Consider the following 24,055-nt stretch of genomic DNA (forward strand, 5'->3'; position numbering starts at 1 on the left):
GCCGTTTCGACGGCTGGGAAACCCGTCTCTGCACCCTTCAACGGCGTGGAACCCGCTGGGGTTCCCGATCGTCCTACTGGGCTTGGGCCGACTGGCTCAGCCGCCGTAGACGTGAGGCGCGAGCGTACCGACGAACGGCAGGTTGCGGTACTTCTCGGCGTAGTCGAGGCCGTAGCCCACGACGAACTCGTTCGGGATGTCGAAGCCGACCCACTCCACGTCGATGGCGACCTTGGCGGCGTCCGGCTTGCGCAGCAGCGTGCACACCTTCAGGGAGGCGGGCTCGCGGGAGCCGAGGTTGTTGATCAGCCAGGACAGGGTCAAGCCGGAGTCGATGATGTCCTCGACGATCAGGACGTGCCTGCCCTTGATGTCGGTGTCGAGGTCCTTGAGGATCCGCACGACACCGGAGGACTGGGTGCCCGCGCCGTAGGAGGACACGGCCATCCAGTCCATGGTGACGGGGGTGGACAGCGCCCGGGCGAGGTCCGCCATGACCATCACCGCGCCCTTGAGGACGCCGACGATGAGCAGGTCCTTGCCCGCGTACTCCGCGTCGATCTTCGCGGCCAGCTCGGCCAGCTTCGCGTCGATCTCTTCCTTGGTGATGAGCACCTGCTGGAGGTCGGCACCCATGTCTTTCGCGTCCACCCGCATCACTTTCGGTCGTCCCGCACTTACGGCCGCGTGCGCGGCCACCGGCTCCGGCCGCACGCACGGCCTCCGGCTGCCCGGCCCGCCGGAGGGTCGCTCCGGGAGGGTGGGGATTCAGCCTTGCCGAATCACCAGTCTGCCACCCTGCCGCTGGGCGACGACTTTGCCCGGGAGATTGATGGCTCCCTGGCCGCGCCAGCCGGTGATCAGGCGGTCGACTTCCTCGATGTGGCGGGCGAACAGCGCACCGGCCGGGGCACCGGCCTCGATGGCGGCGCGGCGCAGGATCCGGCGGCGCACGGCGGGCGGGAGGGCGTACAGCTTGGCGCACTCCAGCAGGCCGGCCGCGTCCCGTACGGAGGCCTCGGCCTGCCGCGCCCAGGCGTCCAGGGCGTCGGCGTCGTCACGGGAGAGCTGGGCGGTGCGGGCGAGCGCCTCCACGACGCCCTTGCCGAGGGCCTTCTCCAGGGCGGGCAGGCCCTCGTGCCGGAGCCGGGAGCGGGTGTAGGCGGGGTCGGCGTTGTGCGGGTCGTCCCAGACGGGCAGCGACTGGACCATGCAGGCCTTGCGGGCGGTCTGCCGGTCGAGTTGCAGGAAGGGCCGCCGGTAACGGCCGCCGGCCCCCGAGACCGCGGCCATGCCGGACAGGGAGCGGATGCCGGAGCCGCGGGCGAGGCCCAGCAGGACGGTTTCGGCCTGGTCGTCCCGGGTGTGGCCGAGCAGGACCGCGGCGGCGCCGTGGCGTTCGGCGGCGGCGTCCAGGGCGGCGTAGCGGGCGTCGCGGGCGGCGGCTTCGGGGCCGCCCGCGCGGCCGACGGTCACGGCGACGGACTCGACCGGATCGAGTCCGAGTCCGCGCAGCCGCAGGACGACCTCGTCGGCGCGGAGGTCGGAGCCGGGCTGGAGGCCGTGGTCGACGGTGACCCCGCCGGCCCGGACGCCGAGCTTGGGTGCCTCGAAGGCGAGGGCGGAGGCGAGGGCCATGGAGTCGGCGCCGCCGGAGCACGCGACGAGGACGAGCGGGGAGGGGGGCCGCTCGGCCGTCCGGTCCGGGCGCGCGCCGTCCGGCTGCGCGGGAAAGCCCTGGTGGTCGTTCAGGATGTCGTGGAGGACGCGGCGAACCGCCAGGCGTATCGCCGCGACCGCAGGATGGGGACCCATGTCCGGTTCCCTTCATGAAGTTTTCGGGGGGTGAACCCGGGACGGTCACTCAGAGTGTGTAGATGGTGACAGAAGCGGGCCGTTCCCCGAGCATTGCACGCCTACGCATGGCTCACGGTCCCTCGGACGGGTGATTGGAGGGGCGTTCGCCTGCCGTCGGCCGGATTCCTTTCACGACGTCCCCACGCCGTTCACGACTCGGCCTTGCGGTGCACCCGCGCGACCCAGTCCGCCGGTTTGGCGATCTCCGCCTTGGTGGGAAGGGTGTTGGGCGAGGTCCAGACGCGGTTGAAGCCGTCGACGCCGACCTGTTCGACCACGGCGCGTACGAACCGCTCGCCGTCCCGGTACTGCCTCAGCTTGGCGTCCAGACCGAGCAGCTTGCGCAGGGCCATGTCCAGGCGGGAGGCACCCTTCGCGCGGCGCTGCTGGAACTTCTCGCGGATCTCCGCGACGGTCGGTACGACGCTCGGGCCGACGCCGTCCATGACGTAGTCGGCGTGCCCCTCCAGCAGGGACATCACGGCGGTGAGCCGGCCGAGGATCTCCCGCTGGGCGGGGGTCTGCACCAGTTCCACGAAGGAGCGTCCGCCGTCCTCCTCCTCGCCCTCGGGCCGGCCGCCGGCCAGGGACTGTGCGGCGTCCCGGATGCGCTCCAGGAAGGTCATCGGGTCGACGTCGGTCTCGGCCAAGAACGACTGGATTTCGCCCTCCAGATGGTCCCGCAGCCAGGGCACGGCGGTGAACTGCGTGCGGTGGGTCTCCTCGTGCAGGCACACCCACAGGCGGAAGTCGTGCGGCTCGACGTCGAGTTCGCGTTCGACGTGGACGATGTTGGGCGCGACGAGCAGCAGCCTGCCGCCGCCGTTCTCGCCGGCCGGGAGGTCGCGGGTGGCGGGGGCGAAGGTCTCGTACTGGCCGAGGACGCGGGAGGACAGGAACGACAGGAGCATGCCGAGTTCGACGCCGGTGACCTTGCCGCCGACGGCGCCGAGGACCGCGCTGCCCGGGTTGCTGCCGCGCCGTTCCTGCATCTTCTCCAGGAGCGGGCGGAGGATCTCGCGGAAGCCTGCGACGTTGGCGCGGACCCAGCCGGGGCGGTCGACGACGAGGACGGGGGTGTCGTGGGTCTCCTCGGTGCCCATACGGGTGAAGCCCCGGACGTGTCCCTCCGAGGCCTTCGCATGCCGGCGCAGCTCCGCGACGACGGCCCTGGCCTCGTCGCGGCTGACGTCGGGGCCGGGGCGTACGAGGCGGGTCGCGGTCGCCACCGCGAGGTTCCAGTCGACCATCCCGGGAGATGCGGTGCCACCGAAGCCAGTCATGTTGTCAACCGTACGTGAGCGGCCCCATTTCGGGCAGGCCATGGGGATGCCGACAGGCCCGGCCGTGCTGTCCGGTCACCCGGCGCGGGCGGCCGTGCCGGGGCCGGCCGCGCTTTCCGCCCCGCCTGTGTGAGCCCGGCCTGCACGGTCGGGCCCGCGGCGGTGGGTGGCTCCCTGCGGTCAGCGCGTCAGGGCCGTCGCCGCCGTGTCCAGGGCCGACTGGGCCTCCATGGGATTTGTCGTGTCCGAGGCCAGGAAGGCGAAGGCCAGGAGGTGGCCGGTCTTGTCGACGACCGTGCCCGCGAGGGTGTTCACGCCGGTCAGCGTGCCCGTCTTGGCGCGTACGAGGCCGGCCGCGCCGTCGGTGTAGCGCCTGCTCAGGGTGCCGGTGAAGCCGGCCACGGGGAGGCCGGTGAGGACCGGGCGCAGGCCGGGGCGGCCGGGGTCGCCCGCCTTGACCAGGAGGGCGGTGAGGAGGTCGGCCGTGAGCCGGTCGTCGCGGTTCAGGCCGCTGCCGTCGTGGAAGGCGGCGCCGGTCATCGGCAGGCCGAGCTTGCGCAGCCGGGTGGCGATGGCCTTCGCGCCGCCGACGAAGTCGGCGGGCTGCCCGCTCGCCAGGGCGGTGTGCCGCGCCAGGGCCTCCGCGATGTCGTTGTCGCTGTTGGTGAGCATCCGCTCGACCAGCTCCGACAGCGGCGGCGAGGAGACGCGGGCGAGGGTCTCCGCGCGCGTGCTGGCCTTGGAGGGGCCGGGGGCCGTGGTGGTGATGCCGGCGTCCTTCAGGAAGGCCGCGAACCGGGTGGCCGCGTCCGCCGCGGGATCGGCCACGCGGGGCGCCGGGCCGTCGGTGGAGGCGTCGGTGCGGCCCTCGTCGACGGTCAGGGCGCTGATCGGGGCGAGGTTGTCGTTGACGCCGATGGGGTGCAGGGCGGGGCCGGTGAAGAGGGTGGTGTCGTACGAGAGGGTGATCCTGTGGATGCCGCGCTCGTCGAGTGCTTTCGCGGTGTCCGCCGCCAGGGCCCGCAGGCCGGCCCAGCCGCCGGGCTTGGCGTGCGCGGTGAGGGTGGGGTCGCCGCCGCCGACCAGGACGAGTTCCCGGGTGTCGGGTTCCAGGGCGGTGCGGGTGGTGAGGCGGTGGTCGGGGCCGAGGGCGGACAGCGCGGCGACGGCGGTGGCGATCTTGGTGGTGGAGGCGGGCGTGAGGGCCTTGCCGGCGTCGGCGCCGTAGAGGCGTTCGCCGGTCGTGACGTCGACTACGGCCGCCGCGTGGCTGCTGCCGAGCGCGGGCGCCTCCAGGAGGGGGTCCAGGACGCCCGAGAGCGCGTTCGCGTCCGGAGGGGTCTTCCTGGTGCCGACGGCGCCCGTGGCGCTGCCGAGGCCCGTCAGCACGGGCGCGGCGCTCGGCGCGGGCCGGGGCGCCCCGGCGGCCCTGCCGGAGCGACCGTGATCTGCGCCACCTGACCGCTCCAGTGCGGCGGCGCGGTCCCGCTCGGCCGTACGCTGACCGTTGGCGTCCCAGGGACCGGCCACGGTCACCACGCCGGCGGCCAGCGCCAGGCCGGCGGTGGCGGCGCCCGCGGTGTAGTGCCAGGTCCTGACGGTCCGCGGACGGGGGAGGTGCACAGGCCTGACGCGGACGGCTTCCGTCAGCCGCGCGATCCGCGGCCGGGCGGCCGTCACGGCGCGCGCCAGACCCGGTCGTACGGCGGTCACGATCCGCGCCACGCGCGGTCTCGCGGCTCGCCAAGGCCTCAGCTCAGGCACGACCACCAGCCCCTTTCGCGATCACACACCTGCGTGAGGGACACTTAACCACCAGAACTATGTGCTGATCATGGAGGAGCCACCGGTGGAGTTCGACGTCACGATCGAGATCCCGAAGGGTTCGCGGAACAAGTACGAGGTGGACCACGAGACCGGTCGGATCCGCCTGGACCGTCGTCTCTTCACCTCGACCGCCTACCCGACCGACTACGGCTTCGTCGAGAACACCCTCGGCGAGGACGGCGACCCGCTCGACGCGCTGGTCATCCTGGACGAGCCGACCTTCCCGGGCTGCCTCATCCGCTGCCGCGCGATCGGCATGTTCCGCATGACGGACGAGGCCGGCGGCGACGACAAGCTGCTGTGCGTCCCGGCCACCGACCCACGCGTGGAGCACCTGCGCGACATCCACCACGTGTCGGAGTTCGACCGCCTGGAGATCCAGCACTTCTTCGAGGTCTACAAGGACCTGGAGCCCGGCAAGTCGGTCGAGGGCGCCAACTGGGTCGGCCGGTCGGACGCCGAGGCGGAGATCGAGCGGTCCTACAAGCGCTTCAAGGAGCAGGGCGGCCACTGAGCGCCCGCTCGCGCGAACGGGCCGCACGCGTGCGCGTGCGGCCCGTTTCGCATGTCCGCACACTTACGGCCCGCCCGGGTACGTGTGCGCATACTGATGCTTACGGCAAGTGCGGTACAGGGAGCGGTGCGAGGTGACGGAGGCGGAAGAGCGCAAGCCCCGGTCGGACGAGGCGCGGTACGACCCGGAGATCACGTCCGAGTTCGCCATTCCCGAGGGTCTCGACGTCCCGAGGGGCGGTGAGTCGGAGACCACCTCCGAGTTCGCGGTGCCTCAGGGGCTGGAGACGCCGCAGCCGCCGAGTGCCGAGCCGGAGGGTTCGGCGTTCGGCGCGCCGAGCACCTACAGCGCGCAGACCGCGCCGGCCGCGTTCACCCCGGCCACCGGTGTGCCGCTGGTCAGCCTGATCAAGGACGCGCCCTGGCAGGACCGGATGCGCACGATGCTGCGCATGCCGGTGGCGGAGCGGCCGGCGCCGGAGCCGGTGCAGCGCGTGGAGGAGGGCGGTCCGGCCGTCCCGCGCGTGCTGGACCTGACCCTGCGTATCGGGGAGCTGCTGCTGGCCGGCGGTGAGGGCGCGGAGGACGTGGAGGCCGCGATGTTCGCGGTGTGCCGGTCCTACGGCCTGGACCGGTGCGAACCGACCGTCACCTTCACGCTGCTGTCCATCTCGCACCAGCCGTCCCTGGTGGAGGACCCGGTGACGGCGTCCCGGACGGTCCGGCGGCGGGGCACCGACTACACGCGTCTGGCGGCCGTCTTCCGGCTGGTGGACGACCTGACCGACCCGGAGGCCCACGTCTCCCTGGAGGAGGCCTACCGGCGGCTGGCGGAGATCCGCCGCAACCGGCACCCGTACCCCGGCTGGGCGCTGACCCTGGCGAGCGGGCTGCTGGCCGGTGCGGCCTCCGTGCTGGTCGGCGGTGACCCGGTCGTGTTCCTGGCGGCGGCCGTCGGCGCGATGCTCGGCGACCGGCTGGCGTGGCTGTGCGCGGGGCGCGGACTGCCGGAGTTCTACCAGTTCACGGTGGCCGCGATGCCGCCCGCGGCGATCGGGGTGGCGCTGACGCTGGCGCGCGTGGACGTGAAGGCGTCCGCGGTGATCACCGGTGGGCTGTTCGCGCTGCTGCCCGGGCGGGCCCTCGTGGCGGGCGTGCAGGACGGGCTGACGGGCTTCTACATCACCGCCTCGGCCCGGCTGCTGGAGGTCATGTACTTCTTCGTCGGCATCGTCACCGGGGTGCTGACCGTCCTGTACTTCGGCGTGAAGATCGGCGGCAAGCTCAATCCGGACGCGCAGTTGGGCATCTCCGGACGGCCGCTGATCCAGATCGCGGCCTCGATGCTGCTGTCGCTGACCTTCGCGGTGCTGCTCCAGCAGGAACGGTCCACCGTGCTCTGGGTGACCCTCAACGGCGGGGTGGCCTGGTCGGTGTACGGCGCGATGCGCTACGCGGGCCATATCTCGCCGGTGGCGTCCACGGCCGTCGCGGCAGGGCTCGTGGGGCTGTTCGGGCAGTTGCTGTCCCGGTACCGGTTCGCCTCGGCGCTGCCGTACACGACGGCGGCGATCGGACCGCTGCTGCCCGGTTCGGCGACGTACTTCGGGCTGCTGTCCATGGCGCAGAACGACGTGGACAAGGGGCTGGTGTCGCTGGCCAAGGCCGCGTCGCTGGCGATGGCCATCGCCATCGGGGTCAACCTGGGGTCGGAGATCTCCCGGCTGTTCCTGCGGGTCGGCTCCGCCGGCAAGCGCCGGGCCGCCAAGCGGACGCGCGGGTTCTGAGCCTCCCCGTCCCCCGCGCCCCGGTCAGTGGCCGCGGTTGTCGTACGGCGGGTACTGGCTCGGGTCGTACTGCTGCTGCGGGTACTGCTGCTGCGGGTACTGCTGCCGGCCGTAGGACTGGCTGGTGTCGTACCCCTGGTCGTCGTACCCCTGGTTGTCGTAGCCCTGGTGGCCGTGGCCGTAGCCCTGGTTGTCGTAGCCCTGGTTCCAGTCCTGCTGCTGGGGCTGCTGGGGCTGCTGGTACGGCTGCTCGTACTGCGGGGTGTACGGCTGCTCGGGCTCGACGCGCCGCAGGCGGGTCGTGGCGTCGTCCATGACCGGGGGGTGCTGGTACTGCGGCTGCTGGTAGGCGGGCTGCTGCGGAGGCTGCGGGGCGGTCTGCCCGGCCTTCTTGCTCTTGCCGCGCGCCCGCAGGTACTCGATCGCGATCGGGATCACCGAGACGAGGACGATCAGGATCAGGATCGCCTCGATGTTCTTCTTGACGAAGCCGATGTTGCCGAGCCAGGAGCCGAGCAGGGTGACGCCCGCGCCCCACAGGACGCCACCGATGACGTTGAAGGTCAGGAACGAGCGGTACTTCATACCGCTGACGCCCGCGATGATCGGCGTGAACGTGCGCACGATCGGCACGAAGCGGGCCAGGACCAGGGACTTGGGGCCGTACTTCTCGAAGAACTCGTGCGCCTTGGTGACGTTCTCCTGCTTGAACAGGCGGGAGTCCGGTCGGTTGAACAGGGACGGGCCGACCTTCCTGCCGAACATGTAGCCCGCCTGGTCGCCGAGGACCGCGGCGAGGCAGATCAGCGCGATCGCGCCCCACAGCGGGAAGTCGAGGTCCCCGGACGTGATCAGCAGGCCGCACGTGAACAGCAGCGAGTCACCCGGCAGGAAGAAGCCGATGAGCAGGCCGGACTCGGCGAAGACGATGAGCAGCAGACCCCAGATGCTGTACGTGTCGAGCAGATAGTTGGGATCCAGCCAGCTCGGGCCGAGGGCGAATGTCATCACGGGTCCGGGCTCCCTGGGGGGTGAAGGCGGCTACGGCGACTGAGACGTCGATGGGGCGCCGTACAAAAGTATCAACGTAAGGGGACCACCCCGGGTTCCACCGCGTGCCGGGTGGTGCCCGGGCCGGGGACCGGGCCCGGGCACGGACGTCAGGAAGTGGTGTACCGGTCCGCGTTGGCGAGGATCGCGTCGCGCAGGTGTTCGGCGAGGCCGGGGCGCATGGAGTCGTAGAACGCCTTGAAGCGCTCGTCGGAGACGTACATCTCCGCGAAGCACCGGTGCATCTCGTACGGGACCTCGAAGTAGTACCGGCCGATGTGCCGCCGGTGTTCCTCGGCCAGGTCCATGGCCGCCTCGCCGGCCGGCTGCTCACCGGCGGCGACCAGGGCGGCGTAGCGCTCGCCCCAGTCGTCGACCTCGGCCTGGATGCGCTTCCAGTCCTCCTTGGTGTAGGTCGCGGCGCGGCGCTGCGACTCGGCGTACGCCTCGGTGCCGCCCCAGCGCTGCTCCGCCTCCTCGGCGTACTGCTCGGGGTCCTTGTCCCCGAAGACCTCGAACCGCTCCTCCGGCGTCAGGTTGATGCCCATCGTGCGTGCCTCCAAGGCGTGCTCCACGGCCGCGGCCATCTTTCGCAGCTTCTCGATCCGGGCGGTCAGCAGGTCGTGCCGGCGGCGCAGGTGCGTGCGCGGGTCCGCGTCCGGGTCGTCGAGCAGGGCCGCGACCTCGTCGAGCGGGAAGCCGAGCTCCCGGTAGAACAGGATCTGCTGGAGCCGGTCGAGGTCGGTGTCGCTGTAGCGCCGGTGGCCGGCGTACGTCCGCTCGCTGGGCACGAGCAGGCCGATCCCGTCGTAGTGGTGCAGGGCGCGCACCGTGACGCCGGCGAACCCCGCGACCTGTCCCACGGAGTAGCTCACTTTCCGCTCCTTGTCGTCGGTACGCCTCCACGGTGCGGCCTCACGTCACGTGAGGTGCAAGCCGGCAGCACGTTCCGGATGCTGTGGTGCAAGATGCCGTGGTTCCGGATGTTGCGCACGTTACGTCCGCTTATGGTGAGCCCGTGGCCCAGGAGACGACGCAGCAGGCGCCCCCGAGCGCTCCGAGCGCCCCGGCACGGACTCTGCTGCCGTTCATCCTGCCCGCCGTCCTCGTGGGCGTGGCCGCGAGTCTCCTCTTCATCGGGGTGAGCACGGCGGGGGAGGAACTCCAGCGCCTGCTGTGGGGGCCGCTGCCGGACGCCCTCGGCGTGGGCCGCTTCAGCGTGCTGTGGATGTTCGTCGTGCTCGTGGCGACCGGGATCGCCGTCGGGCTGGTGGTGTGGAAGGTCCCCGGGCACGCCGGTCCCGACCCGGCCACCGTCGGGCTGGACGCGCCGGTGCTGCCGCCGGCCGTCCTGCCGGGCCTGGTGCTGGCGACCACGCTCATGCTGGCCGGCGGTCCGAGCCTCGGCCCGGAGAACCCGCTCATCGCGGTGAACGCGGGCCTCGCGGCCTGGCTCGGCGCGCGCTTCCTGCCCCGGACGCCGGGCACGCTGTGGCCGGTGCTGGCGGAGGCGGCGACGATCGGCGCGCTGTTCGGCACACCGGTGGCGGCGGCGCTGGTGATTTCCGAGGCGCTGGCGGGACGGCCGATGCCGGGCCGGCTGTGGGACAACGTGTTCGCGCCGCTGACCGCGGGCACGTGCGGGGCGATCACGACGGCCCTGGTGGCCCGTCCGACCTTCGACCTGGGTCTGCCGCCCATGGGCCACCCGCACGCGAGGGACCTGCCGGCGGCCCTGGTGATCGCCTCGGCCGCCGCGCTGCTCGGCATGTGCGCCGTCCACGCCTTCCCGTACGTGTGCGCGGCCTTCCGGCGGCTGCGGCACCCGATGCTCATGCTTCCGGCCGGCGGGGTCGTGCTGGGGGCGCTGGCGGCCCTGGGCGGCCAGCTCACGCTGTTCAAGGGCGTGACGGAGGTCGGGCGGCTGGCCCACGACCCGGAGGGCTGGTCGGCGGGGCAGTTCGCCACGATGGCGGTGGTGAAGCTGGCCGCGCTGCTCGTCGCGGCCTCCTGCGGCTTCCGGGGCGGCCGGATCTTCCCCGCCGTCTTCGTCGGCACCGCCCTGGGCCTGTGCGCCCACGCGCTGGTGCCGGCCGTGCATCTCTCGCTGGGCGTGGCCGGCGGCGTCCTGGGCATGCTCCTGGCGATCACCCGGCAGGCCTGGATGAGCCTGTTCACCGCCGCCGTCCTGGTCGGCTCGCCCGACACCCTCGCCCTGTTGTGCGTCGCCTCGCTGCCGGCCTGGCTGCTGGTGACGGGCCGTCCGCAGATGCAGTTGCGGGGGGACGGGACCCCGGTCCGATGACCCTCCCACCGACTCTCCCCCATTCACTCCCGATCCCCGTTTCATTGGAGGCACAGCCCGATGGCCCTGCACAAAGGTCCCGAGAAGCACGAGGAGCGGACGATGTCGGTCAACCCGTTCTTCGGGGAGGCCAACCCCGTCGGCGGCATGACCGAGGCCCCGCCCACGCACCGGCTCCCGGACGCCGCGCTGCCGCCGTCCACGGCGTACCAGCTGGTGCACGACGAGCTGATGCTGGACGGCAACTCCCGGCTGAACCTGGCCACCTTCGTCACCACCTGGATGGAACCGCAGGCCGGGGTGCTGATGGGCGAGTGCCGGGACAAGAACATGATCGACAAGGACGAGTACCCGCGCACGGCCGAGCTGGAGCGGCGCTGCGTCGCGATGCTCGCGGACCTGTGGAACGCGCCGGACCCGTCGGCGGTCGTCGGCTGTTCGACGACCGGGTCGAGCGAGGCCTGCATGCTCGCCGGGATGGCGCTGAAGCGGCGCTGGGCGAAGCGGAACGCCGACCGCTATCCGGGCGCGCGGCCCAATCTGGTCATGGGCGTCAACGTCCAGGTGTGCTGGGAGAAGTTCTGCACCTTCTGGGAGGTGGAGGCCCGCATGGTCCCGATGGAGGGCGACCGCTTCCATCTGGACCCGCAGGCCGCCGTCGAACTGTGCGACGAGAACACCATCGGGGTCGTCGGCATCCTCGGCTCGACCTTCGACGGCTCCTACGAGCCGGTCGCCGACCTGTGCGCCGCCCTGGACGCCCTCCAGGAGCGGACCGGGCTCGACATCCCGGTGCACGTGGACGGCGCGTCCGGCGGGATGGTGGCGCCCTTCCTGGACGAGGACCTGGTGTGGGACTTCCGCCTGCCGCGCGTGGCGTCGATCAACACCTCCGGGCACAAGTACGGGCTGGTGTACCCCGGCGTCGGCTGGGCGCTGTGGCGGGACAAGGAGGCGCTGCCCGAGGAGCTGGTCTTCCGGGTCAACTACCTGGGCGGCGACATGCCGACCTTCGCGCTGAACTTCTCCCGGCCCGGTGCCCAGGTGGTGGCGCAGTACTACACGTTCCTGCGGCTGGGCCGGGAGGGTTACCGGGCGGTGCAGCAGTCGACGCGGGACGTGGCGACCTCGCTCGCCTCCCGGATCGAGGCGCTCGGCGACTTCCGGCTGCTCACACGCGGGGACCAGCTCCCCGTGTTCGCGCTGACCACCGCCGACCACGTCACCTCGTACGACGTCTTCGACGTCTCGCGGCGGCTGCGCGAGGGCGGCTGGCTCGTGCCCGCCTACACCTTCCCGGCGAACCGTGAGGACCTGTCCGTGCTGCGGATCGTGTGCCGCAACGGCTTCTCGCACGACCTGGCCGACCTGTTCCTGGACGACCTGGCCCGCCTGCTGCCGGAGCTGCGCCGCCAGCCGCACCCCCTGACCCACGACAAGGAGGCGGCCACCGGCTTCCACCACTAGGGCCTGTCCGCGGGGGCAGGAGGAGCGCCGCCGGGTCCGGCCGGAGCCGCCCCGGTGCGCCGCCGGGCCTCAGCGGTCGTCCTCCGGATGCCGCTCCCCTGTCGCGTACGGGTTCTCCTGCCCCTCCGTGAGCACGCCCACGAACGGCTCGCCCTCCCCCGCGAAGGTGTACGCGCCCGCCTCCAGGCGGTCGATGAGCCCCTGGGTCCAGGCCGCGTCGGAGTCGGCCGTGTGGACCCAGAGGTTCATGATCTCCCCGATGTGGCCGAGCCGCTCCGGGCCGTCCTCGGGGACGTAGTGCTCGGTGACGGCGGTCCGCCACTGCCCGATCCGGCGGATCCGCTCCCGCAGCAGCTCCAGGGCCTCGGCGCGGGGCAGTTCGACCAGGAAGCCGACGGCCGCGGACTGGAGGTCCGTCTTCTGGTCGTAGGCGACCAGGGACTCGCGCAGCAGCCGGAAGAACTCGCCCTCGCCCCGGTCCGTGATCTCGTACTCCACCCGCGGCGGCCCGCCGGCCGTGGACGGCGCGATCTCGTGCGCGTGCAGCAGCCCTTGCTTGGCCATCTGCTTCAGGGCGTGGTAGATCGACCCCGGCTTGGCGTTGGACCACTCGTGCGCGCCCCAGTACTCCAGGTCGTTGCGGACCTGGTAGCCGTGGGCCCGCCCGTGCTGGCGCACCGCGCCCAGCACGAGGAGACGGATCGCTGACATGGGGTCCAGGTTAGGACCCCGCGATCACCCCCAGGAGCCGCCCTGCTCCAGCGCCACCAGCTCGAACGCGGTCTTCCCGTCCAGGGACTCACGGATGATGTCGGCGTGACCGGCGTGCCGGGCCGTCTCGCGGATCAGGTGCAGGCACAGCCAGCGCAGCGACACACGGCCCTCCGGCGGGAACCAGGGGTCGGGCGGCAGCGGGAAGGTGTCGTCCAGGCTGGGCGCGGAGCGGATGAACTTCTCCGTCCCGGCGGCCACCTGCTCCCAGTACGCCAGCTGCGAGGCGACCGTCTCGTCGCCGGCCAGCCGGAAGGTCTCGTGCCAGTTCGACTCGTCGCGCCGCACCGCCGGCGGCTCCTGCTTCGCCCGGGCGATCCAGCTCTGCTCCACCTCGGCGACGTGCTTGAGCAGACCGCCCAGGGACAGCTCGCTGGCGCTGGGGCGGGTACGGGCCTGCTCCTCGGTCAGCCCGAGCAGTGCCCGGCGGATGCCTCCGCGCTGTTCCTCGATGAACGCGAGCAGTGCCCCGCGCTCGTCGCCGTTCGCCTCCGCCGCAACGTGCGTGACCATGGCGTACCGCCTTTCGTCGGACCGGTTCGCCGGGGGCCGTTCTCCCCGGTACCGAAGACGCTAGGGGCCATTGCGGTCAGATGCTGTCCGCTATGGCCCGCGCACCGAAAGGGCGCCGAAAAAGTCGGCTGCGGGACGACAGGGGGGCGCGCGACGGCAGAAGGTCCCGACTAGAACGGGAACGCGCTGCGCCCGTGCTGCACCGAGATCCACTTGACCGTGGTGAACGCCTCCAGCGTGGTCTCGCCGTTGAGACGGCCGAGTCCGGAGTGCTTCTCACCGCCGAAGGGCACGATCGGCTCGTCGTGGACCGTGCCGTCGTTCACGTGGAACATGCCGGTTTCGGTCCGCTTGGCGAAGGCCACGCCCCGCTCGATGTCGGCCGTGTGGACGGCGCCGCTGAGGCCGTACGGGGTGTCGTTGACGATCCGGACCGCCTCCTCCTCGCCGTCGAAGGTGAGGAGGAAGACGACCGGGCCGAAGACCTCCTGCTGGAGCAGCGGGGAGCCGGCCGGGACGCCGGTCAGCACGGTCGGCTCGACCAGGTTGTTGGTCGTGGTGCCGCGCACCAGGGCGGTGGCGCCCTCGGCGAGCGCCTGCTCCACGGTGCCGGAGACGGCGCCCGCCTGCGCGGAGTTGATCACCGGGCCGATCACGGTCTGCGGGTCGCGCGGGTCGCCGACCTTGAGGCCGCGGACCTTGGCGACGAACTTCTCGGTGAACTCGTCGGCCACCGACGCGTCCACGAGGACCCGGTTGGCGGCCATGCAGACCTGGCCCTGGTGCACGAACCGGCTGAAGACCGCCGCGTCCACCGCGTAGTCGATGTCGGCGTCGTCCAGCACCACCAGGGCGCTGTTGCCGCCCAGTTCGAGGACCGCGCGCTTGAAGTTCCTGGCGCAGACGGTGGCGACGTGCCGGCCGACCTTGTCCGAACCGGTGAAGGAGATGACCTTCGGGACGGGGTGCTCAAGGAACGCGTCACCGATCTCGGCGATGTCGGTGACGACGACGTTGAGCAGGCCGCCGGGCAGCCCCGCGTCCTCGAAGATCTTCGCGAGCAGGGTGCCGCCGGCGATCGGGGTGTTCTGGTGCGGCTTGAGCACCACGGCGTTGCCGAGCGCGAGGGCCGGCGCGACCGACTTCAGCGACAGCAGGAACGGGAAGTTGAAGGGGCTGATGACGCCCACGACACCGACCGGCACGCGGTAGACGCGGTTCTCCTTGCCCTCGCCCGGGGAGGGCAGGATCCGGCCCTCGGGGCGCAGCGCGAGGTGGACCGACTCGCGCAGGAACTCCTTGGCGAGGTGCAGTTCGAAGCCGGCCTTGACGCGCGTGCCGCCCAGCTCCGCGATGATCAGGTCGGCTATCTCCTGCTCGCGGTCCTCTATCAGCCTGAGGGCCCGCTCGAAGACCGCGCGCCGGGTGTAGGGGCTGGTCTCGGCCCACTTCTTCTGGGCGCGGGCGGCGGCCTGGTAGGCCTCGTCCACCTCGTCGACCGTGGCCACCGTGATCGAGGCCAGCTTCTCGTCGTCGTAGGGGTTGAAGTCGATGACGTCCCAGGAGCCGGTGCCCGGCCGCCACTCGCCGTCGATGTACTGCTGGGCCAGGTCGGTGAAGTAGGACGACATGTGATCCCTCAATCGCTAGCGGCCACAGATCCACGCCAGGTCTGATCGCACGTCATCCTACTTGCGAGTCAAGGAAGTTGGGGCCGGTCAGGACAGTTGCAGCAGACCGCGCAGGAGGTCACGGCTCTCGTCCGGGCCGGGGCTGTCCTGCTGGAGTTCCTTCAGGGCCTGCTCGTACTGGGCGACGTCCTCGCGCTTGTCCAGGTAGAGGGCGCTGGTCAGCTGCTCCAGGTAGACCACGTCGGACAGGTCGGACTCGGGGAAGCTGAGGATGGTGAAGGCACCGCTCTCGCCGGAGTGCCCACCGAGGCTGAAGGGCATGACCTGGAGCCGCACGTTGGGCCGCCCGGAGATGTCGATCAGGTGCTGGAGCTGGCCGCGCATCACCTCGCGGTCCCCGTAGGGGCGGCGCAGGGCGGCCTCGTCCAGGACGATGTGGAACTCGGGGGCGTTCTCGGCGAGCAGGTACTTCTGCCGCTCCAGGCGCAGCGCGACCCGGCGTTCGACGTCGGCGACGCTCGCGCCCTTCATGCCGCGCCGGACCACCGCGCGGGCGTACTCCTCGGTCTGCAACAGGCCGTGCACGAACTGCACCTCGTAGACGCGGATCAGCGAGGCGGCGCCCTCCAGGCCCACATAGGTGGGGAACCAGCTGGGCAGGACGTCGGTGTAGCTGTGCCACCAGCCCGCCACGTTGGCCTCCCGGGCGAGGGAGAGCAGCGACTCGCGCTCCGCCTCGTCCGTGATGCCGTACAGCGTCAACAGGTCTTCTACGTCCCTCGTCTTGAAGCTCACCCGGCCCAGCTCCATCCGGCTGATCTTCGACTCAGAGGCACGGATCGAGTACCCCGCCGCCTCACGCGTGATCCCCCGCGCTTCCCGCAGTCGCCTGAGTTGCGAGCCGAGCAGCATCCGCCGCACCACCGATCCGGGCTCTCCCGCGCTCACTTTCGCCAGCCTCCCCAACCGTCTTCAGGGGCCGAAGTCTGCCACTAAATCACTTCGAGCAGTACTCGTCCGGTTACGGAAACGGAAAGAGCGCGCCCGTTTCCACCGGGTGCGGGCCGGGAAAAGGTCCGGACCTCTGACGGGAACATCGTGAAGATGGCAGAAAAAATGGCCAAGAAGCGGTACGGGGGGTGCCATTTCGGTCGCGTGCACGTGCATCTGCCCTTGCATCTGCTGTGCGCATCCGAAACCATGGTGCCGCGCCACCGCTGCATCGCAACGACCGCGAATTCCCGGGAGTGCCTCGCATGGGAACGAATGGATCGACCATGCTCAAGCCGCTACGGCAGGGCCTTCCGCCGCTCGATCCCGCGGCCGTGTCCGATGCCGCCTCCTGCGCCCTGCCCGCCCGGTTCGAGGCGGTGCGCGAGGCCCGGCGCTTCACCGGGCGCACCCTGGAGCAGTGGGACGTCGGCGACCGCTTCGACGACATCTGTCTCGTCGTCTCCGAACTCGTCACCAACGCGCTGCGCCACGCGGTGCCGGCCGCGCCGCGCGGGGGCGAGGAGCACCCGTCCGTGCGGCTGCACCTGATGCGCTGGACCGAGCGGCTGGTGTGCGCGGTGCGCGACCCGAGCCACGAGAGCCCGGCCCCGCGGGACTCGGACGATTTCTCGGCCGAGTCGGGCCGGGGGCTGTTCCTCGTCGACTCCTTCGCCGACAGCTGGGGCTGGCACCCGCTCGCGGGCACGCTCGACGGCAAGGTGGTCTGGGCGCTGTTCCGGCTGCACACGGCCGGCTGATCCGGTACGGCGCCGGCGGGCGCGCGGGTTCAGCCGGTTCTACGCGCGTCCACCGCTCCGCGTCGGCCGGCACGGCCGACATCGTTGCCAGCGGCGCGGCACGGGCGGAGGGCCGGCGTCAGCCGGCTATCAGGTGGTCGAACTCGCCGTCCTTGACGCCCAGGAGCATCGCCTCGATCTCCGCGCGCGTGTAGACGAGCGCCGGCCCGTCCGGGAACCGCGAGTTCCGTACGGCGACCTCACCGCCCGGCAGTCGCGCGAACTCCACGCAGGAGCCCTGAGAGTTGCTGTGCCTGCTCTTCTGCCAGGCCACTCCGTCCAGCTGCGTGGCAGCCATGCCGTTGTACACGTCGTACCCCCCGTACACGCCGTCAACGTCGCGGTCCACAGGTCGCTCCCCGAGTGGTGCACTGGCTGGTGAGGCCATAGATGCTGTAGTCAACTGACCCGGATCATAGCTCTGTTCACGTGCAGGTGCATGAGCAAATGCACGTGCACGGGGAGTGGTGCCGCGGTTACAGTCTTGACGTCCGCTTTACCGAAGCCGTTCCAGCGTCTGCCCCAGAGCAGGCAGGACATGCCCCCTCCAGCCCCCGCCCATGATCTTCCGAGCCATCAGCTGGGCGGGGTCGTCCGGATCGAACCCCTCGTGCACTAGGAAGAGACGCGTACCGCGCCCCTCATGTTCCAGGGTCCAGGTGATCGTCCAGTCGACCGGGTTGGCCGGATCGGCATCCGCCCAGCGGAGGGACAGCATCCGCTCGGTGTCGTAGGCCAGCACCTCCACCTCTACGACGCCCGAGAAGCGGGCGTTGGGACGGGGGACGGAGGTCAGCCGGTACCGGTGTCCGACCCGGAGCCGGAAGTCCTCGGCACCGGGCATCTGCCAGCGGGCCAGCAGGTCGGGCTCCGTCAGGGCGCGCCAGACCTTGGCGGGCGGGTGCGGGAAGAACTGATCGACGCGGATCGTGGTCAGGTCGTCCGCGTCAGGTCCGGGTGCCGCGTTCATGACTGCTCATCGTCGGGCATGCGGTCGAGGAGATCGCCGAGGCCCTTCAGCCGCTCGCGCCAGAACCGCTCGTACGGATGGAGCCAGTCCTGCACATCGGCGAGCGGAGCCGCCTCCAGGCGGTAGACGCGCTGCCGTCCGGAACGCCGCTCGGAGACGAGGCCGGCCTCCCGGAGCACCTTGAGGTGTTCCGAGAGGCTCGGGCGGCGCATGTCGAAGTGATCGGCCAGGGCCTGCACGGGCTGCGGTCCGCGCTCGCGCAGCAGCCGCAGCACCTCGCGGCGGGTGGCGTTGGCGAGCGCGGCGAAGACGCGGTCCTCGGCGGCGGTACCCGTCCCGTTCATCGAGCGGTCAGAAGCCTTCCTTCTCCGTCAGCAGCATCAGACCGTTGCCGTCGGGGTCGGTGAAGGAGGCCATCCGCCCCCAGGGGACGTCGTCCGGCCCCTGCACCTGGACGCCGGCCGCGGCCAGCCGGGCGCAGTCGGCGTCGACATCGGTCGTGACCAACATGATCCCCCGCGCGGAACCGGGCTCGAAACCGCCCATGCCGGGCCCCGAGAGCGTGAAGACGGTCTGGGCGCCCTCGGGGGCCACCTGGAGCCAGCGGCCCTGGGGCATCTCCCGGTCGACGGCGACCTCGAAACCGAGGACGTCGCGGTAGAAGCGCAGGGCGCGGTCCTGGTCGGCGACGGGGAGGGTGACGAAGGAGGCGTGCGTGATGGTCATGCCGCCGACGATAAGTAGGGATTTCCCTACCAGTCAAGCGTAGGGAGTTTCCTACGCGTCTGATCCTCGGTCACCACGGGGGCCCAACGGCCGGCCCAGCGGCTGACCGAGCGGCGGGGACTGGACGGGCGGCCGTGGGACGTCCGGTTCCCGCCGCCCACGTTCGCGTTCGCGACCGCGACCGGGCCGACGGCCGCCCGCGCGGCGACCTGCGCGCCTTCGGTCTGCCCCGGGGCGGCCCGCGCGGGTCCGCCCACCGGGGGTTCCCGCCCGGCCTACGGAAGTCCTCCTGGTCACTGCTGGTAGCTTGCGCTGCGGGCCGTCCGGCGAGGGCGGCCGACCTCTATCGCCGAGGGAGCTTCCGGTGACTGGTGCGACTGCGAGAGTGCGGGCTACTGCGCGGGGGCGGGGCGTGGCCCTGGCCGCGGGGCTGGCGGGCGCGCTGGCGCTCACGGCGTGCGGCGGCGGTTCCGGGGGCGGGGACGGCACCTCGGCGTCACCCTCGACGAACGCGACCGCGGCCACGTCGCCGGGCGCGGACTCCCCCGCCGGTGCGTCCACCCGGCTCCAGGGCAGCTGGATCACCACCGCCGAGGGCAAGATCGTGGCCCTGGTGGTCACCGGGACGAAGGCCGGGATCTTCGCGACCGGCGGGACCGTGTGCAGCGGGACGGCGGGCGCCGAGGACGGCATGCAGATGATCCACCTGACCTGCGCCGGCGGGGACAAGGACCGCACCACCGGCATGGTCGACTCGGTGAACGGTACGACGCTGAAGGTGACCTGGTCGGGCAAGGCCGGGCAGGAGACGTACACCAAGGCGGAGGGCGGGAAACTGCCGTCGGGACTGCCGACGGCGCCGGTGCAGCGGTGACGCTTTCGCGGCCTCCACGCCGTTGAGCACCATCTGAAGTGGTGAATCGGGCCGGGGTGCGTGATCGCGTCCCGACCGCAGGGGCCATGATGCGGGGGAGACCGTCACCACCTCGATGGGAACCTGCTCATGCGCGCCATTCCGCTCACCGTCACCGCTCTCGCCGCCGCTCTGCTGCTGACCGCCTGCAACGACAGCGGCGGGAACAAGAACGGCAAGAGCGGCTCCGCCTGCGAGATCGGCGGGGTCTCGCTGGAGATCGGGGCGGCCAGCGTGGCCCCGGCCGCCGGGGACACCGGCGAGATCCCGGTCAGCATCACCAACCAGAGCGCCCCGTGCACCCTGGACGACTTCCCGGAGATCGAGCTGAACGGGGGCGGTTCCAAGGCCCGGGTGCCCGTGCTCAAGGGCGCGAAGGCCCAGAAGCTGAAGCTCGCCAAGGGCGACTCCGCGTCCTTCTCGATCAGCTATGTACGGGGTGCGGAGGGCGCCAAGAACGCCCTCGCGGCGCAGACCGTGAAGATCACCCTGCCCGGCTCGGACACCAGCCGGACCTTCCCGTGGAAGTACGGCCCGGTCGCGGGCAAGGCCGACGGAAGCGGCCCGAACGCGTCCGTGAGCGCCTTCCAGCAGGTGGGCGACTGAGCGGGGCGAGGCGGGAGCGGGGCGGCGACTGAGCGGGGCGGCGAGCGGGTCGGCACGGGAGCGGTCGGCGGCCGGGCGCGGCGAGCGAGTGGGTCGGCGGCTGGTCCGGCCGGCACGGGAGCGGTCGGCGACCGGGCGCGGCGAGCAAGCGGGTTGGCGACCGGGCCGGCCGGTAGCCGGGTCGGTGGGCCACCGGGCCGGTGGGCCACCGGGCCGGTCGGTGACTGGCCGTCAGCCCAGGCGCGGGCGGGTTCTGACCTGCGCCTGGTCCGCCGCGCGTGCGCCCTCCGTCCAGCCCGCCGCGTCGCTGACCCCCCGCAGTCGGGTCGTCGTGGTCTCCGGGAACATGTGCTCCAGCCGGCCGGTGACGGCCGTCTCGCGTGTGGCCAGCACCGGCAGCAGGTCCTGGGTCACCTGGGTCTCGGCGGCTGCCGCGAGCCGGTCGCCGACGCGGTGCGCGTAGGCCGCGAGGAACGACTGCCGGAAGGTCTTGGTCCGCTTGCGCCCCCCGGCTCTCTGGGCGGCCTCCGCCTTCGTCATCGCGTGCGTGGCCTGCACCAGCAACGAGGTGTAGAGCAGCTCGACCGCCTCCAGGTCCGCCTCGAACCCGACGACCGTGGAGAAGCCCAGCGGTTCGTTCCACACCGCGCGGCAGTGGTTCGCCGTGGCCACCGCGTCCAGCAGGACCGCCTTGGCCTGTTCGTACGGCGGCTCGACCCCGATGCGGCAGGCGCCGGGCGCGTCCGGCGCGGGCGCCTCGGCGGCGAGCAGTGCCTCGTCGACGCTGTGCCGGGCCATCAGCTCCTGCGCCTTGGCGCTGAGCGCCTCGGCCTCCTCCGGATAGCCGGTGGCCTCGGCCTTGGCGAGCAGCGCGCGGATGCGGGTGAGCATGCGGGAGGCGGCCGGACCGTGGGCACGCCGGGGCTCCTCGTCCAGCGGCTCCAGCGCGGGCAGGCGAAGCAGCAGGCGGTACAGCTCCAGGACCGCCGTGGCGTGCGAGAAGCGGTCGGCGGTGCGTTCGGGGCCGGCGGGCAGCGCCGCGAGCTGGTCGGTCCAGCGGCGCCCGCGCGGGCGGTCCCGCCCGGCCTGCGCCCGGATCAGTGCGGCGGCCAGGCGGACGTGCGCGCCGTCCAGCTCGCGCCGCACCAGCCGCACGACGTCGGCGGGCTGCCAGCCGCGCTGCCAGGCCCCGGCCACGAAGTCCTCGCCTCTCCGCGCGAGTTCGGCGTCGGCGCCCGGGTCGGCGGCGAGCAGGGAGGCGCCCGTGTCGAGGCCGGTGTCGGTGTCGTCGTAGAGGGCGGCCCGGAAGGCCCGTTCGACGGTGCTGGCAGTGCTGGTCACGTTGTCGATCGTGCCACGCCCCGCTGACAGCACCGGATCGTTGTCCACAGGCTGTGGACAACATTTCGGTAGGCCAGGACGGAGAGGCCCCCGGTGAGGCGACCGAAGTGTCAACCATCAGTTGACAGCCAGAGGAGCGCAACCTACGGTTGACACTATGGCGACCAACCCGAACATCACGGCATCCGTGCGCCTCGACGACCTCATCGAGGCGATCAAGAAGGTTCACAGCGAACCCCTGGAGCAGCTCCAGGACGCGGTGATCGCCGCCGATCACCTCGGTGACGTGGCCGACCACCTGATCGGGCACTTCGTCGACCAGGCCCGCCGCTCGGGCGCCTCCTGGACCGACATCGGGCGCAGCATGGGCGTGACCCGGCAGGCGGCGCAGAAGCGGTTCGTGCCCAAGGAGTCCGCCGACCTCGACCTCAGCCAGGGCTTCAGCCGCTACACCCCCCGCGCGCGGAACGTGGTCATGGCCGCGCACAACGAGGCGGTGGCCGCCCGCAACGCCGAGGGCCGCCCCGAGCACCTGCTCCTCGGGCTGCTGGCCGAGCCCGAGGGCCTGGCCGCGAAGGCGATCACCGCACAGGGCGTCCCGCTGGACGCCGTACGCCAGGCCGCCACCGCCGCGCTCGCACCCGCCTCGGACGACGTCCCCGACCTCGTCCCCTACGGCCCCGAGGCGAAGAAGGTCCTGGAACTCACATTCCGCGAGGCCCTCCGGCTCGGCCACAACTACATCGGCACCGAGCACCTCCTGCTCGCCCTGCTGGAGCACGAGAACGGCCAGGGCGTCCTCAGCGGCCTCGGCATCACCAAGGCGGCCACCGAGGAGTACGTCGGCAAGGTGCTGTCACTGCTGCTGGAACAGAAGAAGGAGGCCGCCGCGGCAGCCGAGTCGGCGACCGGAGCCGCGGAGCCCGGCCAGGGCTGACGAGGGCCGGACCCGCAGGCCGGGGCCGTTGTCAGACCCCCCTGCCACACTCGCAGTCATGACCGACCGGTGGGCGCTCGCACCGGCCGAGGACGAAGGCGTGGACGTCGCCCCCCTCGGTCCGGACGGGCTGCCCGCCGGACCGGTGCGGCGGGAGAGCGATCTCGCCGCGGCGGTGCGGAGCCGTCCGGAGGTGACGCGCTGGGTGTGGCGGTCGACCCCCGAGGTCTACCCGCGCCTGCTCGCCACGGGGGTGCGAGTGGAGCGGTGCTACGACATCGAGGACGCCGAGACCCTCCTGCTCGGCCACGAGGGGCGGTACGGCGAGCCGCGCTCGGCCGCCGCCGCCCTGGCCCGCCTCCGCGGCGGCCCCGTCCCGCCCGACCCGCCGCAGCGGGCGGCCGATCCGAGCGCCCAGTCCCCGCTCTTCGAACCCGTCGGCAACCGCCTGCCCCTGCCGGACCTGCTCGCGGTCTACGCCGACCAGGTACGGCGGCACGAGAAGACCGCCCACCCCGACCGCATGCGGCTGCTGACCGCCGCCGAGTCGGCCGGGATGCTGGTCGCCGCCGAGATGAACCACGCGGGTCTGCCCTGGAGCGCCGAGGTCCACCGCGAAGTGCTGCACGACCTGCTCGGCGAGCGGTACGCGGGCGGCGGCGAGCCGCGCCGCCTCGCCGAGCTGGCCGACGAGGTGTCCGCCGCCTTCGGCCGCCGGGTGCGGCCCGATCTGCCCGCCGATGTGATCAAGGCCTTCGCGCAGGCCGGGATCAAGGTGAAGTCCACCCGCCGCTGGGAGATCCAGTCCGTCGACCACCCGGCCGTCGAACCCCTGCTGGAGTACAAGAAGCTGTACCGCATCTGGGTGGCCCACGGCTGGTCCTGGCTCCAGGACTGGGTGCGCGACGGCCGCTTCCGCCCCGAGTTCCTGGCCGGCGGCACGGTCACCGGGCGCTGGGTGACCAACGGCGGGGGCGCGCTACAGATCCCCAAGGTGATCCGCCGGGCCGTCGTCGCCGACCCCGGCTGGCGGCTGGTGGTGGCCGACGCCGACCAGATGGAGCCGCGCGTGCTGGCCGCGATCTCCCGCGACCCGGGCCTGATGGAGGTGGCCGGCCGCGAGAGCGACCTCTACCAGTCCGTCTCCGACCGCGCCTTCTCCGGCGACCGGAACCAGGCCAAACTCGCCGTGCTCGGCGCGATCTACGGCCAGACCTCCGGGGACGGCCTGAAGAACCTCGCCGCGCTCCGCCGCCGCTTCCCCAAGGCCGTCGCCTACGTCGACGAGGCGGCCCGCGCGGGCGAGGAGGGCCGGCTGGTGCGCACCTGGCTGGGCCGCACCTGCCCCCCGGTCGCCCGGGCGGGCGAGGACGCGGCGGAGGAGGCGGGCATCCCGATCGGCGAGGAGGGACCGGAAGGCCAGAGCGGCTGGGGCCCCGGCTACGCGTCGACCGACTCCCGCGCGCGGGGCCGCTTCGCACGGAACTTCGTCGTGCAGGGCAGCGCCGCCGACTGGGCCCTGCTGCTGCTCGCCGCGCTGCGCCGGGCCTGCGCGGAGCTGAAGGCCGAGCTGGTCTTCTTCCAGCACGACGAGGTGATCGTGCACTGCCCCGCCGAGGAGGCCGACGCCGTCGTCCAGGCCATCCGCGAGTCCGCCGCCCTCGCCGGCCGGCTGACCTTCGGCGACACACCGGTGCGGTTCCCGTTCACGACGGCGGTGGTGCGGTGCTACGCCGACGCCAAGTAGCGCCCGTCACCCCCTGGGTGC

Annotated in this window: 25 protein-coding genes; 10 read left to right on the plus strand and 15 right to left on the minus strand. The window is 72.1% G+C overall.

The window, feature by feature from the left end; genetic code table 11:
* Positions 1-96: 96 nt before the first annotated feature.
* The 4 genes from hpt to dacB all read right to left on the minus strand — a co-directional run bounded on the left by hpt (position 97) and on the right by dacB (position 4,865).
* Positions 97-657 carry a hypoxanthine phosphoribosyltransferase gene (gene hpt / locus IE294_RS26240; RefSeq protein WP_030342680.1) on the minus strand — a complete coding sequence of 187 codons (561 nt, stop codon included), beginning with the start codon at positions 655-657 and terminating at the stop codon, positions 97-99.
* Between the two features lie 111 nt (positions 658-768).
* A complete protein-coding gene (tilS, locus tag IE294_RS26245; protein WP_189890101.1) occupies positions 769-1,815 on the minus strand; it encodes a tRNA lysidine(34) synthetase TilS in 1,047 nt (348 codons plus the stop codon).
* Positions 1,816-2,006: 191 nt separating this feature from the next.
* Positions 2,007-3,107, minus strand: a complete 1,101-nt coding sequence (locus IE294_RS26250) for an Rv3626c family coenzyme F420 biosynthesis-associated protein (protein ID WP_189816969.1) — start codon at positions 3,105-3,107, stop codon at positions 2,007-2,009.
* A gap of 213 nt (positions 3,108-3,320) precedes the next feature.
* Positions 3,321-4,865, minus strand: coding sequence for a D-alanyl-D-alanine carboxypeptidase/D-alanyl-D-alanine endopeptidase (gene dacB / locus IE294_RS26255; protein WP_189890102.1), 1,545 nt, complete (start codon positions 4,863-4,865; stop codon positions 3,321-3,323).
* Positions 4,866-4,989: 124 nt separating this feature from the next.
* Here dacB and IE294_RS26260 point away from each other — a divergent pair, with 124 nt between their 5' ends.
* Complete coding sequence (locus tag IE294_RS26260) at positions 4,990-5,481, plus strand: inorganic diphosphatase (RefSeq protein ID WP_014674108.1); 492 nt, start codon at positions 4,990-4,992, stop codon at positions 5,479-5,481.
* Positions 5,482-5,614: 133 nt separating this feature from the next.
* Positions 5,615-7,267 carry a threonine/serine exporter family protein gene (locus tag IE294_RS26265; protein ID WP_189890104.1) on the plus strand — a complete coding sequence of 551 codons (1,653 nt, stop codon included), beginning with the start codon at positions 5,615-5,617 and terminating at the stop codon, positions 7,265-7,267.
* Positions 7,268-7,291: 24 nt separating this feature from the next.
* Here the strand turns inward: IE294_RS26265 and IE294_RS26270 are convergent, their stop codons facing one another.
* Positions 7,292-8,278, minus strand: coding sequence for a DedA family protein (locus IE294_RS26270; protein WP_189890106.1), 987 nt, complete (start codon positions 8,276-8,278; stop codon positions 7,292-7,294).
* Positions 8,279-8,427: 149 nt separating this feature from the next.
* Positions 8,428-9,192, minus strand: coding sequence for a MerR family transcriptional regulator (locus IE294_RS26275; protein ID WP_189890108.1), 765 nt, complete (start codon positions 9,190-9,192; stop codon positions 8,428-8,430).
* Positions 9,193-9,335: 143 nt separating this feature from the next.
* On the opposite strand from IE294_RS26275, the gene IE294_RS26280 reads away from it, so the two are divergent.
* Both IE294_RS26280 and gad read left to right on the plus strand, forming a co-directional pair.
* Positions 9,336-10,622: an ion channel protein gene (locus IE294_RS26280; RefSeq protein WP_189890110.1), complete on the plus strand. Its 1,287-nt coding sequence runs from the start codon at positions 9,336-9,338 to the stop codon at positions 10,620-10,622.
* Positions 10,623-10,682: 60 nt separating this feature from the next.
* Positions 10,683-12,089 (plus strand): glutamate decarboxylase, encoded by a 1,407-nt coding sequence (gad, locus tag IE294_RS26285; protein WP_189890112.1) that lies wholly within the window; start codon positions 10,683-10,685, stop codon positions 12,087-12,089.
* 69 nt (positions 12,090-12,158) lie between these two features.
* On the opposite strand, the gene IE294_RS26290 is transcribed toward gad, so the two are convergent.
* The 4 genes from IE294_RS26290 to IE294_RS26305 form a co-directional block, all read right to left on the minus strand.
* Positions 12,159-12,800 carry a PadR family transcriptional regulator gene (locus IE294_RS26290; protein ID WP_189890114.1) on the minus strand — a complete coding sequence of 214 codons (642 nt, stop codon included), beginning with the start codon at positions 12,798-12,800 and terminating at the stop codon, positions 12,159-12,161.
* Positions 12,801-12,824: 24 nt separating this feature from the next.
* Positions 12,825-13,373, minus strand: coding sequence for a DinB family protein (locus IE294_RS26295; RefSeq protein ID WP_189890115.1), 549 nt, complete (start codon positions 13,371-13,373; stop codon positions 12,825-12,827).
* A gap of 170 nt (positions 13,374-13,543) precedes the next feature.
* Positions 13,544-15,004, minus strand: coding sequence for an aldehyde dehydrogenase family protein (locus tag IE294_RS26300; RefSeq protein WP_189890117.1), 1,461 nt, complete (start codon positions 15,002-15,004; stop codon positions 13,544-13,546).
* Positions 15,005-15,091: 87 nt separating this feature from the next.
* Positions 15,092-15,928 carry a Sco1979 family transcriptional regulator gene (locus IE294_RS26305; protein WP_494487331.1) on the minus strand — a complete coding sequence of 279 codons (837 nt, stop codon included), beginning with the start codon at positions 15,926-15,928 and terminating at the stop codon, positions 15,092-15,094.
* Positions 15,929-16,260: 332 nt separating this feature from the next.
* Between IE294_RS26305 and IE294_RS26310 the strand changes: the two genes are divergently transcribed.
* Positions 16,261-16,755: an ATP-binding protein gene (locus IE294_RS26310; protein ID WP_189890119.1), complete on the plus strand. Its 495-nt coding sequence runs from the start codon at positions 16,261-16,263 to the stop codon at positions 16,753-16,755.
* Positions 16,756-16,873: 118 nt separating this feature from the next.
* Here IE294_RS26310 and IE294_RS26315 read toward each other — a convergent pair whose 3' ends face one another.
* The 4 genes from IE294_RS26315 to IE294_RS26330 all read right to left on the minus strand — a co-directional run bounded on the left by IE294_RS26315 (position 16,874) and on the right by IE294_RS26330 (position 18,490).
* Positions 16,874-17,143 (minus strand): DUF397 domain-containing protein, encoded by a 270-nt coding sequence (locus IE294_RS26315; RefSeq protein WP_014674096.1) that lies wholly within the window; start codon positions 17,141-17,143, stop codon positions 16,874-16,876.
* A 147-nt stretch (positions 17,144-17,290) separates the two neighbouring features.
* A complete protein-coding gene (locus tag IE294_RS26320) occupies positions 17,291-17,764 on the minus strand; it encodes an SRPBCC family protein (protein WP_189890121.1) in 474 nt (157 codons plus the stop codon).
* Positions 17,761-18,108 (minus strand): ArsR/SmtB family transcription factor, encoded by a 348-nt coding sequence (locus IE294_RS26325; RefSeq protein WP_189890124.1) that lies wholly within the window; start codon positions 18,106-18,108, stop codon positions 17,761-17,763. Before IE294_RS26325 ends, IE294_RS26320 begins: the two co-directional genes overlap by 4 nt.
* Before the next feature lie 7 nt (positions 18,109-18,115).
* Entirely contained in the window at positions 18,116-18,490 is a 375-nt protein-coding gene (locus IE294_RS26330) for a VOC family protein (RefSeq protein ID WP_189890126.1), read from the minus strand.
* 134 nt (positions 18,491-18,624) lie between these two features.
* Here IE294_RS26330 and IE294_RS26335 point away from each other — a divergent pair, with 134 nt between their 5' ends.
* The 3 genes from IE294_RS26335 to IE294_RS26345 all read left to right on the plus strand — a co-directional run bounded on the left by IE294_RS26335 (position 18,625) and on the right by IE294_RS26345 (position 20,009).
* Positions 18,625-18,858 (plus strand): uS14 family ribosomal protein, encoded by a 234-nt coding sequence (locus tag IE294_RS26335; protein ID WP_229917351.1) that lies wholly within the window; start codon positions 18,625-18,627, stop codon positions 18,856-18,858.
* Entirely contained in the window at positions 18,855-19,364 is a 510-nt protein-coding gene (locus tag IE294_RS26340) for a hypothetical protein (RefSeq protein ID WP_373315850.1), read from the plus strand. Before IE294_RS26335 ends, IE294_RS26340 begins: the two co-directional genes overlap by 4 nt.
* 129 nt (positions 19,365-19,493) lie before the next feature.
* The gene (locus IE294_RS26345; RefSeq protein WP_189890128.1) at positions 19,494-20,009 is read left to right on the plus strand and encodes a DUF4232 domain-containing protein; all 516 of its coding nucleotides are present in this window, start codon (positions 19,494-19,496) and stop codon (positions 20,007-20,009) included.
* A 231-nt stretch (positions 20,010-20,240) separates the two neighbouring features.
* Here IE294_RS26345 and IE294_RS26350 read toward each other — a convergent pair whose 3' ends face one another.
* The gene (locus IE294_RS26350; RefSeq protein ID WP_229917352.1) at positions 20,241-21,350 is read right to left on the minus strand and encodes a DUF2786 domain-containing protein; all 1,110 of its coding nucleotides are present in this window, start codon (positions 21,348-21,350) and stop codon (positions 20,241-20,243) included.
* A 157-nt stretch (positions 21,351-21,507) separates the two neighbouring features.
* Here IE294_RS26350 and IE294_RS26355 point away from each other — a divergent pair, with 157 nt between their 5' ends.
* Both IE294_RS26355 and IE294_RS26360 read left to right on the plus strand, forming a co-directional pair.
* Positions 21,508-22,287 (plus strand): Clp protease N-terminal domain-containing protein, encoded by a 780-nt coding sequence (locus tag IE294_RS26355; protein WP_189890131.1) that lies wholly within the window; start codon positions 21,508-21,510, stop codon positions 22,285-22,287.
* A 58-nt stretch (positions 22,288-22,345) separates the two neighbouring features.
* Entirely contained in the window at positions 22,346-24,034 is a 1,689-nt protein-coding gene (locus tag IE294_RS26360; RefSeq protein WP_189890133.1) for a bifunctional 3'-5' exonuclease/DNA polymerase, read from the plus strand.
* Positions 24,035-24,055: the final 21 nt, after the last annotated feature.

Source organism: Streptomyces canarius (genome assembly GCF_014650735.1).
Lineage (GTDB): Bacteria > Actinomycetota > Actinomycetes > Streptomycetales > Streptomycetaceae > Streptomyces > Streptomyces olivaceoviridis.